Source organism: Microcella sp. (assembly GCF_040286215.1).
GTDB lineage: Bacteria > Actinomycetota > Actinomycetes > Actinomycetales > Microbacteriaceae > Microcella.
On record NZ_JAVKCK010000004.1, the window covers coordinates 63,957 to 80,662 of the forward strand.

The window sequence follows — 16,706 nt, forward strand, 5'->3', positions numbered from 1 at the left end:
GGTTTTGTCACAGTGGAAACCTTCCCGGTAACGATTGCGGGTTCGCGCTCTAGACACTACAGTCGGAGGACGCACCTGATCCAGACGGAGTCGCAATGTCAGCCCTTACCTTCTCGGAAGTACTCGGCCGCCGCATCCGATCGGGCGACTGGGTTGACCAGAAGGTATCCACATTCCGCGAGGTCGGCCGGGCCATCGACGAGGGCCGCTGGACCGACGCGAGCGAACTCGCGAACTACTTCGTCGACGAGGCCCGAGTGTGCTGGGACCTCTACCGGCAGTGGACTCGCGAGCTCGAAGACTTCATGCTCTCACGGGGTGTGAGTGACGAGGACGTTCGCACCATCCGCACCGAGATCGCGGAGGTCACGCGCATGCCGGACGGTCAGCTCTTCGAACCGGAGAAGGAGTGGTCGACCCTGCACACGCTGATCGCCGACGTGACCGAGGCCGCTGATCGCCAAGACGCCGGCCGGGCCCACGAGCTCATGGGCGAGGCGAAGGAGACCTGGCGGAGGACCCACGATCGAGATGTCGACACCATCTACGGCTACTCCTCCGAGATCTCGACGAGGCTCGGCGAGGACGCGATCCTCGAGATGTGGCAGGTGATCCTGCAGCCCTGGTTCGACGCTCGGTACAAGCGATTCGACATCGATACCTTCGAGTGGGGCGAGTCTCTCGATGTACTCATGTATGTGACGTTCGAAGCCATGAGGGGTCACCTCGTCGGGCCCGAGCGTACCGGCGACATCGGTCTCGAAGAGTTCGACGATCGGTACGTGGTCAGTTTCGACCCGTGCGGCTCCGGTGGGCGCACCGTGCAGGGCGACGAGATCGAGCACACGGGGCCGCGGATGGAGGCGCCCTACAACTGGAAAGTTTCGGAAGAGCCGCACGATTGGAACCACTACACCCCCGGCGTGTGCCTGTATTGCGCTCACTGCATCGTGCTCACCGAGCAGATGCCGATGGACAACTTCGGGTACCCCGTCCGCGTCGTCGACCCCCCGGTCTACACGCCCGGCCAGACCGAGCGCCAGCAGTGCCGCTGGACCATGTACAAGGATCCGACCGCAGTACCGGAAGAGATGTACACCCGAGCCGGGCGCACCAAGCCCACAGAATTCGGCTCACGTGCCCACCGAGACCGAAAAGTCTTTCTCGGCCCTCTGTCTGCTCCGGATCCAGAGTGACGCAGCTGTCCGACGCACCCGAGAGCGGGCTGGCATGGAGTCTGCCCGCCAAGGGCGAAACGGTGATTCCCGTGCGCCGTCCCGTCGACGTTCCGAACGCCGGTGAAGCACTCATCAAGGTCGAGGCGGTCGGGCTGTGCGGTTCCGACAGGTTCCTGCGATCGGGGGGATTCGGCGACGATGTCTTTCCCATTATTCCCGGCCACGAGGCTGCCGGCACGGTCATCGCGGTCGGGCAGGGAGACGACGAGCATCAGTGGCTCGGTCAGCGCGTCGCGGTCTACTACATCGATCCCGATACCGACTTCGCAGCACGCTCCGGCAAAGAGAACCTCGGCCCCGGCGTACGACGCATGGGCGTCGACGTCGACGGGGCACTGAGCCAGTTCATCACGCGACCCCTTCATTCCCTCGTCCACGGGCAAGGGCTCCCGGCGATCGAACTCGCGGTACTGTCCGACGCGGTCGCCACGCCCTATCACGCTCTCCGCCTGGCCGAGGTGACCTCGGGCCAGGTCGTCGCGGTGATCGGCACCGGAGGCATTGGGAGCAACGCCGTCCAGCTCGCGACCCTGCGTGGCGCCCGAGTGATCGCCGTCGGTCGCTCGCGCGAGAAACTCGAGGTGGCTCGGTCGCTGGGGGCCGAAAAGATCATCGCCTCCGTCGAGGGCGCCGACGCGATCCGAGCTGCCGCCGGTGGTCACATCGATGTCGTGATCCAGTGCGTCGGCTCTGGGGAGATGGATGAACTCGCGATCGAGATCGCGGGAATCGGATCCACAGTGGTGCTGGTAGGAGCGTCTGCCACTCCGTTTTCCACCACGTCCATGTCGCTCATCCAGAAAGAGTTGAGGGTGCTCGGCAGTCGGGGCTTCACCCGTCAGGACATCGCCGACGTGATCGCCATGCGCATCGAGCACGGCCTGCGCCTCGAGCACCTTCTCACCGACGTACGGCCTTTCGCCGACGCCGCAGGAGCGTTCGAGACCATCGGCGACAACGGGCGGCTGCGCACGATCATCGAACCCTGGGTGGGCTATGGCAGCATCCAACCCCGAGAAAGTGGAGAAGCGACATGACGTGGAGAAACGACAGCGGGCTGGTGGGCAACGTCGTCATGGTGACGGGGGCGGCGGGGGGTATCGGGAGCGCGGTGTGCCGCGCACTCGCCGAGTGCGGTGCGATCGTCGCGGGCGTCGACCGGCCCGGGTCGAGCCTGTCAGAAACCATTGACGGCCTCATCGGGGACGGACATGTTGCCATCGAGGAGAACATCAGCGACGTCGGCTCGCACTCCGCCATCATCGCGGCAGCGAAAGCAGCAGGCACGGTGGTGGGGCTCGCCCACGTCGCTGCCGTCATCCTCCGCAACAACGACCTGTACGCGATCACCGAAGAAGAGTGGGATCTGCAGTTCGATGTCAACATGAAGGCGACGTTCTTCCTCAACAGAGAGCTCGCCGCCGAGTGGCGCTCCACGGGCGCCCGTGGTTCGATCGTCAACTTCTCGTCGCAGGGCTGGTGGACGGGAGGTATCGGCAACTCGATTCCCTACTCCGCCACCAAGGGCGGCGTCGTCTCGATGACGCGCGGCCTCGCCAAGACCCTCGCCGCCGACGGAATTCGCGTCAACTCGATCGCACCGGGTGGCGTCGACACGGCCATGATGCGCGAAGGTCTCTCCGCAGAGGCCCGCGCGGCCTTCATCGCCACCGTTCCGATGGGACGAGTAGCAGCCCCCGAAGAACTCGCCGGCGCCGTCATGTACCTGCTCTCCGATGCTTCCACTTTCGTCACCGGCACGGTTCTCAACGTGTCGGGCGGGCAACTGATCTATTAGGAGAACAATGGAACTCGAGGGATTCACTGGTCGTGTCGCGCTCGTCACCGGGGGCGCAGGCGGCATCGGTGCAACGATCGCGAAGACGCTTCGGGACCTCGGCGCCCTCGTCGCCGTCGGCGACATCTCGGTGCCCGATCACGAGGGCATCATGGGGCTGAGCCTCGATGTCACCGCGGAAGAATCCGTGCGGACGGCGGTGGACACCGTCGTCCAGGAGCTCGGCCCTCCCACGATCCTCGTGCTCAACGCGGGAATCTTTCCGATCGAGCCGTTCGAGGAGACGAGCCTGGCGAGTTTCGACCGAACCCTTCGCGTCAACCTCACTGGCGCCTTCTTGTGCGCACGCGAGGTGCTACCGCACATGCGGGAGGCAGGCTACGGACGAGTTCTCACCCTGGGCTCCAGTGCGGGAATCACCGGGGGTAGCCGGAATGTTGCCGCGTACGGTGCATCCAAGGCAGGGGTGATGGCGCTGACGAAGGCCATTGCCACGGAGTACGCGCCGCACGGCATCACGGCGAACTCCCTCGCGCCGGCCCTCATCAACACCGACATGGTCACCGGGATTGCGGACATGGTCGGGCGCATTCCTGTCGGTCGCCTCGGTGAGGCCCACGATGTGGCCGATATCGCCGCGTTCCTGTGCTCCACCCACGCCGGTTACATCACGGGAGCCGTCGTCGACGTCAATGGCGGCTTCCTCATCCACTGACCCCGTCCGAAAATCCACTCATCACCGCAAAGGAGCGACACATGGTTCATCCGATTGTTGACACGCACGTACACTTCTTCGATCTTCAGCACCCGGTGCTGAAATACGTCTGGCTTGAGCCCGATTTCGTCCACCCGGACCTCGGGAACATCGACGCGATGAAGTCACTTCGGTACGACATCGATGCCTTGTGGGCAGAAGCGCGGTTCGCCGACGTCGAGTCGTTCGTGCATGTCCAGGCTGCGATCGGCACGGAGGATCCCGTCGATGAGACGACGTGGCTGACAGAGATGCACGAGAGCGCGCCTGCACCCTTCACGATCGTGGCTCACACCGATCTCGGCACCGACGACGCCATGCGGCAGCTCGATGGCCACGGAGCGTCGCCCTACTTCGTCGGAGTGCGCGACTTCGCATCGGAGCCCTACCTCGCGTCGGGCGAGACGCATGCCCAGTTCGAGGCTTCACTCGTCGAGATGACCAAGCGAGGACTGGTTTTCGACCTCGACTGCGGCTGGCCCAACATGGCCGCTGCACGCGCGCTCGCCGAGCGCCACCCCGATCTGCAGATCGTGCTGGAGCACATCGGCTTCCCTCGCCGCCGAGACGACGAGTACTTCGCCTCCTGGCGCGAGGGAATCCGTGATCTGGGCCAGGCACCGAACGTGATCTGCAAGATCTCGGGAGTCGGCATGACCGACCAGCGCGGTGAGTACGCCGATTTCGAACCGTGGATGATGACCTGCCTCGAGGCGTTCGGCGCTGACCGCTCCGTCGTCGGATCCAACTGGCCTCTCGACCGCATCGTGTCGTCCTACGACGCCATCATGGCGATCTACCGGAAGGCTGCGTCCACGCTCTCTGATGCAGAGCAGGCGGCCTTCCTGTTCGAGAACGCCCGTCGCATCTACCGCCTGGATTCCGGGGCGTAGCGGCACCGCGGACGACCACGGCAGCCGGGAGGGAGCTTCGCAGGAGCATGCTCCCGGCTGCCGCGGACGGTCAGCATCGCCCTCGCCCACGGCGGGTCAGGACAGCGCGAAGTCTCCGGATTCCAAACGACCCTTCACGGTCGCCAGGAATCGCGCCGCATCGGCTCCGTCGACCGCGCGGTGGTCATAGGAGAGGGCGAGATAGACCATGGACCGCACAGCGATGTACTCCTCGCCGTCTCGGTGTAGGGCGACCGGACGGCGCGAGACGACGCCTGTGCCCAGGATGGCCACCTGAGGAAGGAACACCACCGGGGTATCGAAGAGCGCCCCCCGAGACCCCGTGTTGGTGATGGTGAAGGTGCCGCCCGTCAGATCGTCGGGCGATAGCTCACCACCGCGCGCCCGAGTCGCGACGTCGTCGATCGCTCGCGCGAAACCCTCGACCCCGAGATCGGCAGCGTCGCGCACGACCGGGCTGTAGAGACCCTTCTCCGTGTCGACCGCGAAGCACACGTTCTCGACACCGGGATACACGAGGCTGTCGCCCTCGATGCGCGCATTAATGATCGGATGCTGTGCCAGCGCTTCCGTGGCAGCCACGGCGAAGAACGGCAGGAAGGTCAACCCCAGGCCGGTGCGCGCTCGAAACGACTCCTTGTACTCCCGACGGAGGTGGTCGATGCGAGAGACATCGACTTCTATCACCGTGGTGAGTTGTGCCGTCGCCGACATCGACTCGACAGCCTTGGCCGCCAGGACCCGTCGCAGTCGCGACAACGGCACCGTGGTCCCGCGAAGAGTCGCCTGGGCCACCGGTGAACTGTCTGAGCCGACGGCCGCGAGCACGTCATCTCGTCGAATGCGCCCTCCGCGACCTGTTCCGGCCAGCGACGACACATCGATCTCATGGTCCGCGATGAGTCGACGCACAAGAGGAGACAAGAAGCCCTGCGGACTCGATGCGGCGGGATCGTTGGATGCCCGTTCGTCGCGACTCTCGTGTAGCGAGGGCATCGGCGAGGTGTCTGTCGCCGTTTGCGGCGAGCGCTGCGTCGTGCCTCGATCTGCGGGGGCGGGAGCAGCAGCCCCGACCTCCTGGCTGGAGATCTGTGCGATGGGGGTGCCGACATCGACCGTCTGATCCTGGTCGATCAGCAACGACTCGACGATCCCTGACGCGGTCGAGACGATCTCGGTATCCACCTTGTCTGTCGACACCTCGACGAGGGGTTCGCCTTCGTCGACCGCATCACCGACCTGCTTCAGCCATCGCGTGATCGTCCCTTCAGAGACGCTTTCCCCGAGCGCGGGCAGCACGATGATTGTGCTCATGGTCGATACTCCTGGTCTACGGTGTGCTGGCGGTCGGAGGTCACGCCGACGATGAACTCGCTACAGCGAGGCGCACGACAGCCATGCGATCGATCTCAACGCCCAGACCTGGGCCCGGCAGCACGCCCACGCGCTCGTGGGGGACCTCGAGGCTCGGTGCCAGCTCGGTCATCAGCTCGTTGCGCAAGGGCGCGACCTCGAACTGCCGGCACGTCGTCGTGGTCAACGAGACAGCGAGGCCGGCCGCGTACGAGCTCGGGCCCGCGAACGCGTGCGCGTTGACCTGCTTCGACGCGGCTTCGATGCTGCGCACCGCATCCGTGAATCCCGTGATCCCTTCGGCACGGCCGGCATCGATGCCGACGACATCCACGGTGTCGGTCGCGAGAATGCGACGAACCCCGTTGGCCGTCCACTCACGCTCTCCGTAGGCGATCAACACCGATGTGGAGGCCTTGAGCCGGGCGTACCCTTCGGGGTTGTCCGCGCCCAACGGCTCCTCGATCCAGTAGAGGCCGTACCGCTCGAATGCGGCCACTCGATCAATGGCCTCCTGCGGACTCCATGTGATCCGAGCGCCGATGTCGAAGATCATCAGGCTCTCTGCGGGGAGTGCGTCGCGGAGCTTTCGCGCGAACAGCTCGTCGCGAACCGGGTCGAGCCCGAGCCCAGCGCCCCCTGCCTTGCCCCAGCCGACCTTGACCCCTGCAGCGGCGATCTCGGCCACGCACTGCGCCAGGAACTCCGACTGGTAATCCAAGTCCTCATAGAAGGCATGCGTGCTGACGATGATCGGCAGAGTGGCATCGTGCGCCCGGGCCGGGCCGCCGAGCAGGTCGACGACGGTGCGCTCCTGCAGCCGTGCAGCGAGATCCCATGCGGCGATGTCGAGGGCGGAGAGTGCGAAGGCTGCAGACCCGCCTCCCGAATACCACCAGGCGCGCTCCTGCACGGCCCGGCGCACCACGGCCGGGTCTGCCTCCAGACCCATCACGAGCGGTGACCAGCCATCGAGAAGCAGCATCGTCGATCGTGCCGCTTCCTCGAAGATAGTTACGGCCTCGCCCCAGCCGCTGGCGCCCGAGCTATCGCGAAGGTGCACGAAGACCGAGTAGCGGGTGCTGCCGTGATCATTGGGTTCCGCATAGGGGACGACCCAGTACTCCAGACCATCAATCACCCTTGCGCACGACCCGTCCCGCTGCCGCTCCGGCGTACACGAGCTCGAGGGCATCGACCGTCCGTGCGCCGAGTCGGCCGTCCGCGTGGTTGGCCTCCAACCGACCCTGGCCGACATCGAGCAGAGCATTGGCGGGGCCGAACATGTCGTACGCGCCGGCCGAGGGGGGCAGCTCCGCCGTGAAGTCAGTGCCGTCCGGCCGGAACACCCAGACGAGTTCTCGGTGCAGGTCGACGATGAACTGCCCCTCGCTGCCGATGGCGCGCACCTCCAGCTCATGCTTGTTGCCCGAGGCTCCGACATGGCTCGAGCCACCTGACATTGCCGCGATACCGCCGCCGGCGAACTGCAGAGTTGCGGCGTCGTGCAGCTCGACGGGTGCGTTGAGCGGATTGGTCATCATCGCGAACGCGGCGACGACATCGTCATCGGGAACGAGAGCCAGCGCCAGCGCGAGCGCGTGGCTGAGCTGCGCCTGTCCGTAACCGCCACCGGAGAGGGCAGGATCGGTCCACGTGCTGGCCTGCGGAATCGTGTCGGGGTCAGCATCGGGGTAGGCGCCCGTATTGCTCAGCAGCTCCCTGGTCTGCGACGACATGTGAATCGTCATGTGCTCGAGCTTCCCGATACCGATATCGCGAACCGCCTTCACCGCGGTTTGCACGATCGGCATGTAGTTCCAGCCGAAGCTCAGCAGCAACTGCCGGTCGTTCTCCTCGGCGACGCGCACGATGTCCCACGCCTCGGACGCCGCGATGGTCATCGGCTTCTCCAGGAGCAGATGCGCACCGGCTCGCAAGGCCGCAGTCGCGTGCTCGTGGTGCAGTCCCGAGGGCGACGCGACGATTGCGATGTCCAGGTCCTGCTCGAGAACATCGCGATAGTCGGCCGATGCCATCGTGAACCCGTACTGCTCCTGGATTCTGGCCAGTGCAGTGGGGTCTGACCTGCACACGCCGACGAATTCCACCTCATCCGAACGAGCTGCGAGCGCGGGAAGGTGAGCGGCCACCGCCCACGAACCGGCACCGATGAGGCCGAGGCGAAGCTTTGCCATGATGTGTTCTCCTTCTCTTGCGTCGGGGTGGCGCCCGAGGCGCCTTGGAGGCGCTACTTGGCGGACTCGTCCAAGTGCCATACCTCGGTGTATCGAATGAGGTCGCCGGTCTCGTCCGTCATCGACGCGATGACGTGTGAGAGCGACTCACCCCAGCGAGCGTTGACCTCTGCAGCACCCATCTGGCTGAGAACGGTGGCGATGTCAGGAACGCATTCGGCGTAGCCGATGACCTGGGTTCCTCGGCGGAACAGCGAATAGTTCCGGAAGCCCGCGGCGACGACCGCTGCCTCCATCTCGGGCCAGATTTCGTCGTGGCGCTTCTCGTATTCGGCCTCCATGCCGGGAACGAGGTGCATGAGGAAGCACAGTCTTTCCATAGTGATCTACCCCTGTCTCGCGTTGATGCGTTCGCGTAGTCGGTCGAAGGACACTGCAAGGATGAGCAAGACGCCTCGGGCCACGTCCTGCCAGAACGAGCTCACGTTGAGGAGCACCAGCCCGTTGTTCATCACGCCGATGATGAGGAGCCCGAACATCGTGCCGGTGATGCTGCCTCGGCCACCGGAGAGGCTCGCGCCACCGAGGACGATGGCCGTCACGACCGTCAACTCCAGCCCGAGACCTGCGTTGGTGGATGCGGCGCTCAGCTGACTCGTGAGGATGAGCCCACCGAGGCTCATCGCCAGGCCGGTCAGGGCAAAGGTCACGAACAAGATCAAGCCCGTTCGAATACCGACGAGGCGGGCTGCGACAGGATTCGCGCCAATCGCGTAGAGAGACCGGCCGAACACGGTGTAGCGCATCACCAGGATCGCCGCGATCGCAATGGCCACGAAAATCAGGACTGGCAGGGGGATGCCCAGTATCGGGCGTGCGGTGCCCAGAAAAGTGAAGTCATTGACCACGGCGGTCTGGCCGTCGGTCAACAATCGAGTCCCTCCGCGAAGCACCGCCAACGTCCCGAGCGTGGTGATGAGGGAGTTGATGCCCACCACGGTCACCAGGAATCCGTTGACCATTCCCGCCAGCAAACCGACGGCCACCGAAATGATGATCGCCGACACGACCCCCTGACTCGAGTACACAACGGCGAACACGACGCCGGCGAATGCCGCGCCGGAGCCGACAGACAAGTCCACCTGGCCTGCGATGAGCAGCATGGTCGCTGGGATCGCGAGGATGCCCGTGACCGCGATCGCGGTCAAGATGTTGAGCAGGTTGTCTGGCCGCAGGAAGAACTCGCTTGCGATCGAGAAGTAGCCGATCATGATGACCAAGACAACACTCAGTGCTGCAAGCTCGGGAACAGATCGGCCCTTGCGAGTTGAGAGGTCGGGCGCTTTCTTGGAGCCAGCAGACTGTTGGGGTTCTGCACTGAACACGATGAGTTATCCGTTCCTTCTCTTAGTTTCCCACGGCGAGGGCGAGTGCGCCCGAGGTGATGTCGTCGCCCACAAGCTCCGAAGTAATGCGACCGCGGTCCATGATGATGACGCGATCCGCGACTTGTACTACTTCCTCGCCGTCAGACGTGGCGATCACGACCGCACGCTGGTCTGCTTTCGCTGTCTTGCGCAGGATTTCGTAGATGTCTGCACGCGCTCCCACATCGACACCGCGGGTCGGTTCGACGAGGAGCAAGACCTTCGACTGGCGCTCGAACCATCGGGCCAGCAACACTTTCTGCTGGTTTCCGCCAGAAAGCGTCGAGATGAGCTGTCCTGGACTCTCCGTCGACTTGATCTTGAGATCAGTGCGCCAGCGCAGGAACGCTGCGAACTCGCGTGCGGTGCTCAGGAACCACCACTTGGCCATGAGAGGCCAAGACGGCGCGGCGAGATTCTCCGCTGCGGAGCGAGCGGCGAAGATCCCTTCGCGCTTGCGATCAGCTGGCAGGAATCCGAGACCGGCGCGCACTGCGGTGAAGGGGCTCTGTGCGGTGGTCTCCGCACCGTAGAGACGAATGCTGCCCGTGACCAAGCCACGAAGCCCAAAGATCGCTTCCGCCGATTCCGCTGTTCCTGAGCCGATCTTGCCGTAGAGCGCGAGCACCTCGCCCTCGCGGCACGTAAAGGTCACATCGGAGAAAACGGAACCGGACGTGAGGGACTCAGCTTCGATGGCAATCTCACCGAAATCGGGGTTGTCGCGAGGTCGCTCAACGTCACCGGCCTCCCGACCAATCATTGCCGAGACCATCATCGCTCGATCAACGGCCGACACGGGCTCGTTTAGTGTCAGGTAGCCGTCACGAAGCACTTCGACGCGATCTCCGATACGTGTCACTTCGTCCAGACGGTGCGTGATGTACACCATCGCCACTCCAGCCGCCTTCAGCCTCTCGACCGTCGCGAAGAGACGATCCACCTCGGAGGAAGACAGAGCCGCGGTCGGCTCGTCGAGCACAAGAATTCGCGCTGATCCCGAGACGTTGCGGGCAATCTCCAGCAACTGGCGCTGCCCGATCGAGAGAGTTCGCACGGGCGCATCGACGTCGATATCGGTACCGCCCAGCAGCTCCATCGCTTCGCGGGCCGTACGTCGCATCTCCTGCCAGTCGACACGGCCATGCCTCATGGGCCACCTGCCCAGGGAGATGTTCTCCGCGACGGTCAGATCGGGTGCATCCGCAATCTCCTGGAAGATCATGGCGATACCGGCCTTCTTGGCGAGAATCGGGTCGAGAGCAGCGTGGCTCGTTCCGTCGAAGGAGATCTCTCCCGCATCGGGCCGATAGCTTCCGGCGAGAATCTTGACCAGGGTCGACTTTCCCGCACCGTTCTCGCCCAGCAGTGCCAGAACCTCGCCACGACGAAGGTGGAGGTCCACTCCGTGGAGGACCTCCACCCCGCCGAACGATTTCCGGATTCCCGTCGCGCTGAGAATCAGTTCATCGTTGTCGTGTGACATGAATCGCTAGCAACCCGACAGGTCGTAGTAGTCACCGATGTTGTCTGCCGTGAGCCACTCGTGAGGAACGAGAAGGTCGAACGGAATGTCAACGCCGTTGATCAGGTCGATCATGTAGGGGATACCGATCTCGCCGTACCGCTCCGGGAAGTACGCCACGTCACCGACCCAGTTGGGGTTGTTCGCGATCTCGCAGTGCGCCGAAGGGTCGCCGCCCTGACCGGACATGTAGAGGTTCCCTTCGCGATCACTGGTGCGAGCGGCAGCGAGGGCGCCCAGCAGCACGTCATCGTTGATGCCGACGACGACGATGCGCTCTGCACCGGGCAGAGTGGTGAGAACGTCGGTGAAGACCGTGCGCGCGGTGTCGGTCACGCCACCCGCGTCGATCTCACGAAGGTTCTCGATCGGGCCGCAGATCGACTCGAAGCCCTCCTTGTAACCACCCATGCGGAAGTCGTTCACGACGCCGGCAGCCGGCTGCTCGAGTGACACGAAGGCGTCATACTCGCAGTTGAAGTTGTCAGAGAAGTACTGACCCAGTGACTCGCCGCCGATGAAGCCCGCACGCTCGTTGTTGGCTCCCATGAAGGCCTGCTGGCAGGGCTCCTGGCGAATGTCAACAGCGATCACCGGCACCTGGGGTCCGGCCTCACAGATGCCCGCGGCCGCAGCCGAGTCGAGCTGGAAGTTGATGTAACCATCGACCTCTTGAGCTGCGAAGTTCAGCACGCAGTCGAGGGCCTTGGCGCCATCGAAGTCGCTGTCGCACACGATGAGCTCGGCACCGGCTGCTTCAGCCTGCTCGCGCATGCTGTTGGTGACGAGCGACGAGAAGGGAATCGAATCGCCGAGAGCGATGAATCCGAGCTTGAGGCCCTCGCCGGATCCTGCCTCCGGAATCCGGAACTCGACAAACTCGGGCGAGTCATCCGCGACGGAAGGCGTCTCGGGCTCTGCGGGCTCTTCTGCGGGACTCGACGTACAGCCGACGAGGACCAGGGCTGCGATGCCCAGGCTCGCCACGACGGACAAGCCGTTGCGTGTTGATTTAGTGATCACTGCGCTCTCCTTTGATGTGACAGTGCTGGAAAGGATTCCAGTATGGTGTGGTGCATGTCTAGTTGAGACAGCGCCGCAAGTCAAGCGATGACGGAGTGCCGCACAGCAGCGCCGCTGCCTGGCGAATTCCTGGCTCCTTGGCCTGCGGTTATCTGCGGCACATGACTGGTCACAGAGTTCCTACTTGCACCTCCGCCGCCTGATCGTTATGTTTTAGAAACGTTTCCAGAATCCCAGACGAGGATGAGTATGCACAATCCCATGAAGGCGCCCATTCAATCGGACGAGGCTGCCGAGAGCGGGCTGATCATCACCTCGATCACGACCATCCCCATCGTGGCGCCGCTCGCTCGCGAGTTCAAAGGCAGCTACTACTCGATGACGCATCGTGCGACGCTGATCATCCAGTTGCACACGAGTGACGGCATCATGGGCGAGGCGTACGTCGGCGACGAGCTCGCCGGCCTGCGGGAGATCAACGACATCGTCGTCAACGAGATCGCTCCGCGCCTCATCGGCATGGATGCACTGCGCACGGCGCAGTGCTGGGAGACGGCGTATCCCGCCACCTACGATATTCTTCGCGACCGCCGGCTCGGTCTCGTGGCCCTGGCCGCCACCGACGCCGCGATCTGGGACGCCGTCGGGAAAGCGCTCAAGCAGCCCCTGTGGAAGCTCTGGGGCGGCTTCACCAACAAGGTCCCCATGATCGCCATCGGCGGCTACTACGGAGATCCGCTCGGATCGATCGCGGAAGAGATCTCGAGTTACAAGGCCATGGGCCTGGGCGGCATGAAGTTCAAGATCGGAGGCGCCTCACCAGAGGTTGACGCAGAGCGAGTGCGTGCGGCGTTCGATGCGGGCGGCAGCGACTTCCTCATCGCTGTGGATGCCAACCAGGGCTACACCGTCCAGGATGCGATCGAGTTCGGGAGGCGAACAGCCGACCTCGACATCATGTGGTTCGAAGAACCCGTTCGCTGGCACAATGACCGTCGGTCGATGGCTGCGGTACGTCAGTCGGTACCGCATCCAGTGTGCGCTGGACAGGGCGAATTCAGCCCGAGCGGCTGCCGGGATCTCATGGAGCACCAGGCGATCGACGTCTGCAACTTCGATGCGTCATGGTCGGGCGGCCCCACGGCATGGTTGCGAACCGCGGCGGTGGCGCACACGTACGACACCCGCATGGGCCACCATGAGGAACCTCAAGTCTCGGCTCACCTGATCGCGAGCCAATCACACGGCACCGTGATCGAGTGCTTCCACCCAGATCGTGACCCGTTCTGGTGGAACATGATCGCCAATCGCCCGGAACTCGACAGCGGGTACCTCACGCTCTCCGACGCTCCTGGGCTCGGGTGGGAGCTCAACTGGGATTACATTGATCAGTATCGGATTTCCGAGGAGTGATCACTGTGCCCCCACGCAAGTTCAGAGCACCATGACGGAGAATCGCCCCCCGGATGCTCGTCCGGCAGCGCCCCCGCGCCCCGGCATGAAGGAAGTCGCTGATCGAGCCGGTGTCGCCATTTCGTCCGTCTCGCGCGTCCTCTCCGGACATCGCGACGTCAGCGCCGTCATGCGCAACAGAGTGCTGGATGCGGTCGCCGCGCTGGGCTACGAGCCAGACATCCTGGCGCAGAGCATGCGCACCGGCGAGACGATGACCATCGGCTTTATCGTGAGCGACATCAGCAATCCCCTGATCTCGGAGATCGCGCTCGGGGCGGAAACGGTGCTCCGCGAGTCAGGCTACGGAATGATCGTCGTCAATTCGATGAACGAGTCGCACATCGAGCTCGAGCACATCTCGCTCATGAATCGTCGACGCGCTGACGGACTGCTGCTGTCGCTCGCCAGCGAGACCAATCCGACTCTTCCCAGCACGCTCGAGAGACTCCACGTTCCCGTCGTCCTCGTGGATCGGCACATGAAGGGTCTTGAGGCGAACCACATGGTGCACTCCGACCATCGAGCCGGCATGAACGAGGCTCTCGACCGCCTGTACTCGCTGGGCCATCGATCCATCGCGCTCATCAACGGGAGCTTGGCGGTTCGCCCGAGTCGGGAGCGCGCGAACGCGTTGCGGCGATTCGCGAAGGCGCATCCCGACCTGCAGACCAGTGTGAGGTCAGGGGAATTCACGGGCACATACGGTTACGCCGTGGCGCACGAGCTGCTGCAGGAACCCTCTCCGCCGACCGCGCTCATCGCCGGCAGCAATCAGATTCTCGTTGGAGTGCTGAGGGCGCTCCGAGATCTCGCACTGCGAGTTCCCGACGACGTCAGCCTCATCGCGTGCGATGACAGTCCACTCGCCGAATTCATGTCACCAGCACTCGACACCATCAAGCGCGACCCCAAGCGACTGGGGGGCGAAGCGGCGTCAGTCCTCCTGGCACTACTGCGGGGCGAATCACCCGACCCCGTCACTCTCCCGACCTACTTCGAACAGCGCGCAAGCAGCGCTTCACCGCCGACCACTCAGAAAGAAGCATTGCTCCGATGAGTACAACCGAAGCACGAACACTGACCGACGGCGTGCCCGCCGACGCTGCCGATCTGCTGCGTCGGATGTGGGAGATTCGCCACTTCGAGAACGAAGTGATGTCGCTCTTCTCGAAGAACCTCGTGCGCGGCAGCACGCACCTCTGCCAAGGCCAGGAGGCCGTCTCCGTCGGCGTGTGCTGGGATCTGCGCCACTCAGATCAGATGACGTGCACCTACCGTGGGCACGGCGCCGTGCTCGCCAAGGGAGCGCCGCTCGACGGCAGCTTCGGCGAGATCCTCGGGCGCGAGATCGGGCTGTGCGGTGGCAAGGGAGGGTCGATGCACCTCACCGATCTCTCGGTGGGCGCCCTCGGCTCCAACGCCATCGTCGGCGCACACCTGCCCATCTCGGTCGGTTCGGCACTGAGCGCACAGGTTCAGGGCCGCGACGACGTCAGCGTCGCAATCTTCGGCGACGGATCTACCAACATCGGTGCGTTCCACGAGAGCCTCAACATGGCGTCAATCTGGAAGCTGCCCGTGGTGTTCGTGATCGAGAACAACCAGTACGGCGAGTACAGCCCCATCGCCTCGACCACGCCCATACCCCAGCTTGTTCGGCGCGCCGACGCGTACGGAATGCCCGGCGTGCTCGTCGACGGGAACGACGTCGTCGCTGTGCGCGCCGTCATGCACGACGCTGTTGCCCGAGCTCGACGAGGAGAGGGCCCCACCCTGATCGAAGCGTCGACCTATCGTCAAGCCGGACACTCCCGCAGCGACCCCGGCGCGTATCGGCCGGAAGGGGAGCTTGAGCACTGGCTCACGCTCGACCCGATTCCGCGCCTCGCCGATGCCATGGTGTCATTCGGTGTCGCGACACGAGAGCTGGTGTCTGACATCGAGACCTCGGCTCACGCTGACGTTCTCGCGGCGTTGGATCGGGCGCTCGCCTCGCCGACCCCCGACAACAGCCTCCGCTCGAAGGACGTGTTCGCATGACGACGACCTACAACTATCGCCAGATCATCTCCAAGGCGATCGCCGACGAGATGCGCGTTGACCAGGACGTCATCCTGATCGGGGAGGACATCGGAGCAGCAGGGGGTGCGTTCAAGACCACCCCTGGTCTGTTCGAGGAGTTCGGACCCAACCGGGTCAGAGATACTCCCATCTCTGAACAGGCCATCGTCGGTGCCGCCCTGGGATCTGCCATGACCGGGTTGCGGCCGATCGCTGACCTCATGTTCGCGGACTTTGCGGGCGTGGGCTTCGATCAGATCGCGAATCAGATCGCGAAGTACCGGTACATGACCAACGGCCAGGTCACGGTGCCGCTGGTGATTCGCATGGCCAACGGAGCTGGCTCGGGCTTCGGTGCGCAGCACTCGCAATCTGCCGAGAACTGGTTCCTGAACATTCCCGGCCTGAAGGTGGTGACACCCGGAACCGTTGCGGATCTCTACGGGCTGCTTCGCTCGTCCATCCGCGAGAACAACCCTGTGCTGTTCTTCGAGCACAAGAACCTCTTCGCCATCAAGGGAGATGTGGAAGGGCTCGAGTCAGAGATCGTGCCTCTCGGCGTCGCCGACGTCGTGCGCAGCGGTACGGATATCACCGTGGTCGCCAATCAGATGATGCGCCACCGAGCCCTGGAGGCTGCCGACGAGCTGGAAGCCGACGGGATCTCGCTCGAGGTCATCGACCCGCGCACGATCGTGCCCTTCGACGACGACACGGTGCTGCAGAGCCTGCGGCGCACGAGTCGATTGATGATCGTCCAGGAGGGTCCCCGGGACGGCAGTTGGGGCGCCTCGCTGGTGTCTCGCGTGGTCACGGAGAACTTCGAGCTCTTGGATGCCCCTCCGGTCGTGCTCTCCTCCGAAGACTCGCCCGTGCCGTACGCCGGGAACCTCGAGGAGCTGTGGTTGACGTCGGTGGCAGACATCGTCGCTGCGGCGCGACACCAGGTGCGATATTGAC

The 16,706-nt window shown here is 64.1% G+C and carries 17 protein-coding genes; 10 read left to right on the plus strand and 7 right to left on the minus strand.

Annotated elements, in window-relative coordinates; translation table 11 throughout:
* The first annotated feature begins 95 nt into the window (after positions 1 to 95).
* The 5 genes from RJQ01_RS01435 to RJQ01_RS01455 are packed head-to-tail and all read left to right on the plus strand — an operon-like array spanning position 96 to position 4,683.
* Complete coding sequence (locus tag RJQ01_RS01435) at positions 96 to 1,196, plus strand: hypothetical protein (RefSeq protein ID WP_350474916.1); 1,101 nt, start codon at positions 96 to 98, stop codon at positions 1,194 to 1,196.
* Positions 1,193 to 2,275, plus strand: coding sequence for an alcohol dehydrogenase catalytic domain-containing protein (locus RJQ01_RS01440; RefSeq protein WP_350474917.1), 1,083 nt, complete (start codon positions 1,193 to 1,195; stop codon positions 2,273 to 2,275). Before RJQ01_RS01435 ends, RJQ01_RS01440 begins: the two co-directional genes overlap by 4 nt.
* Positions 2,272 to 3,036, plus strand: coding sequence for an SDR family NAD(P)-dependent oxidoreductase (locus RJQ01_RS01445; protein WP_350474918.1), 765 nt, complete (start codon positions 2,272 to 2,274; stop codon positions 3,034 to 3,036). The genes RJQ01_RS01440 and RJQ01_RS01445 overlap by 4 nt, the downstream gene beginning before the upstream one ends.
* A gap of 7 nt (positions 3,037 to 3,043) precedes the next feature.
* The gene (locus tag RJQ01_RS01450; protein ID WP_350474919.1) at positions 3,044 to 3,751 is read left to right on the plus strand and encodes an SDR family NAD(P)-dependent oxidoreductase; all 708 of its coding nucleotides are present in this window, start codon (positions 3,044 to 3,046) and stop codon (positions 3,749 to 3,751) included.
* A 41-nt stretch (positions 3,752 to 3,792) separates the two neighbouring features.
* Positions 3,793 to 4,683 carry an amidohydrolase family protein gene (locus RJQ01_RS01455; protein ID WP_350474920.1) on the plus strand — a complete coding sequence of 297 codons (891 nt, stop codon included), beginning with the start codon at positions 3,793 to 3,795 and terminating at the stop codon, positions 4,681 to 4,683.
* A gap of 96 nt (positions 4,684 to 4,779) precedes the next feature.
* Here the strand turns inward: RJQ01_RS01455 and RJQ01_RS01460 are convergent, their stop codons facing one another.
* From RJQ01_RS01460 to RJQ01_RS01485, 6 genes are all read right to left on the minus strand, one after another.
* Positions 4,780 to 6,018 carry a 2-oxo acid dehydrogenase subunit E2 gene (locus RJQ01_RS01460; RefSeq protein WP_350474921.1) on the minus strand — a complete coding sequence of 413 codons (1,239 nt, stop codon included), beginning with the start codon at positions 6,016 to 6,018 and terminating at the stop codon, positions 4,780 to 4,782.
* 40 nt (positions 6,019 to 6,058) lie between these two features.
* A complete protein-coding gene (locus RJQ01_RS01465) occupies positions 6,059 to 7,120 on the minus strand; it encodes an enolase C-terminal domain-like protein (protein WP_350474922.1) in 1,062 nt (353 codons plus the stop codon).
* 70 nt (positions 7,121 to 7,190) lie between these two features.
* The gene (locus tag RJQ01_RS01470) at positions 7,191 to 8,255 is read right to left on the minus strand and encodes a Gfo/Idh/MocA family protein (protein WP_350474923.1); all 1,065 of its coding nucleotides are present in this window, start codon (positions 8,253 to 8,255) and stop codon (positions 7,191 to 7,193) included.
* Between the two features lie 53 nt (positions 8,256 to 8,308).
* Complete coding sequence (locus tag RJQ01_RS01475) at positions 8,309 to 8,635, minus strand: L-rhamnose mutarotase (protein ID WP_350474924.1); 327 nt, start codon at positions 8,633 to 8,635, stop codon at positions 8,309 to 8,311.
* Between the two features lie 6 nt (positions 8,636 to 8,641).
* Entirely contained in the window at positions 8,642 to 9,640 is a 999-nt protein-coding gene (locus RJQ01_RS01480; RefSeq protein WP_350474925.1) for an ABC transporter permease, read from the minus strand.
* 22 nt (positions 9,641 to 9,662) lie between these two features.
* Positions 9,663 to 11,051 (minus strand): sugar ABC transporter ATP-binding protein, encoded by a 1,389-nt coding sequence (locus RJQ01_RS01485; protein ID WP_350475026.1) that lies wholly within the window; start codon positions 11,049 to 11,051, stop codon positions 9,663 to 9,665.
* Here RJQ01_RS01485 and RJQ01_RS01490 point away from each other — a divergent pair.
* Positions 10,950 to 11,165, plus strand: coding sequence for a hypothetical protein (locus RJQ01_RS01490; protein ID WP_350475030.1), 216 nt, complete (start codon positions 10,950 to 10,952; stop codon positions 11,163 to 11,165). The two genes, RJQ01_RS01485 and RJQ01_RS01490, sit on opposite strands and share 102 nt — an antisense overlap.
* Before the next feature lie 9 nt (positions 11,166 to 11,174).
* Here the strand turns inward: RJQ01_RS01490 and RJQ01_RS01495 are convergent, their stop codons facing one another.
* Complete coding sequence (locus RJQ01_RS01495; protein WP_350474926.1) at positions 11,175 to 12,230, minus strand: sugar ABC transporter substrate-binding protein; 1,056 nt, start codon at positions 12,228 to 12,230, stop codon at positions 11,175 to 11,177.
* Between the two features lie 261 nt (positions 12,231 to 12,491).
* On the opposite strand from RJQ01_RS01495, the gene RJQ01_RS01500 reads away from it, so the two are divergent.
* From RJQ01_RS01500 to RJQ01_RS01515, 4 genes are read left to right on the plus strand one after another with little or no spacing between them, the layout of a single operon-like run.
* Positions 12,492 to 13,643 carry a mandelate racemase/muconate lactonizing enzyme family protein gene (locus RJQ01_RS01500; protein WP_350474927.1) on the plus strand — a complete coding sequence of 384 codons (1,152 nt, stop codon included), beginning with the start codon at positions 12,492 to 12,494 and terminating at the stop codon, positions 13,641 to 13,643.
* Positions 13,644 to 13,674: 31 nt separating this feature from the next.
* Positions 13,675 to 14,742, plus strand: a complete 1,068-nt coding sequence (locus tag RJQ01_RS01505; RefSeq protein WP_350474928.1) for a LacI family DNA-binding transcriptional regulator — start codon at positions 13,675 to 13,677, stop codon at positions 14,740 to 14,742.
* The gene (locus RJQ01_RS01510) at positions 14,739 to 15,725 is read left to right on the plus strand and encodes a thiamine pyrophosphate-dependent dehydrogenase E1 component subunit alpha (protein WP_350474929.1); all 987 of its coding nucleotides are present in this window, start codon (positions 14,739 to 14,741) and stop codon (positions 15,723 to 15,725) included. Before RJQ01_RS01505 ends, RJQ01_RS01510 begins: the two co-directional genes overlap by 4 nt.
* Positions 15,722 to 16,705, plus strand: coding sequence for an alpha-ketoacid dehydrogenase subunit beta (locus RJQ01_RS01515; protein WP_350474930.1), 984 nt, complete (start codon positions 15,722 to 15,724; stop codon positions 16,703 to 16,705). The genes RJQ01_RS01510 and RJQ01_RS01515 overlap by 4 nt, the downstream gene beginning before the upstream one ends.
* Position 16,706 lies beyond the last annotated feature (1 nt).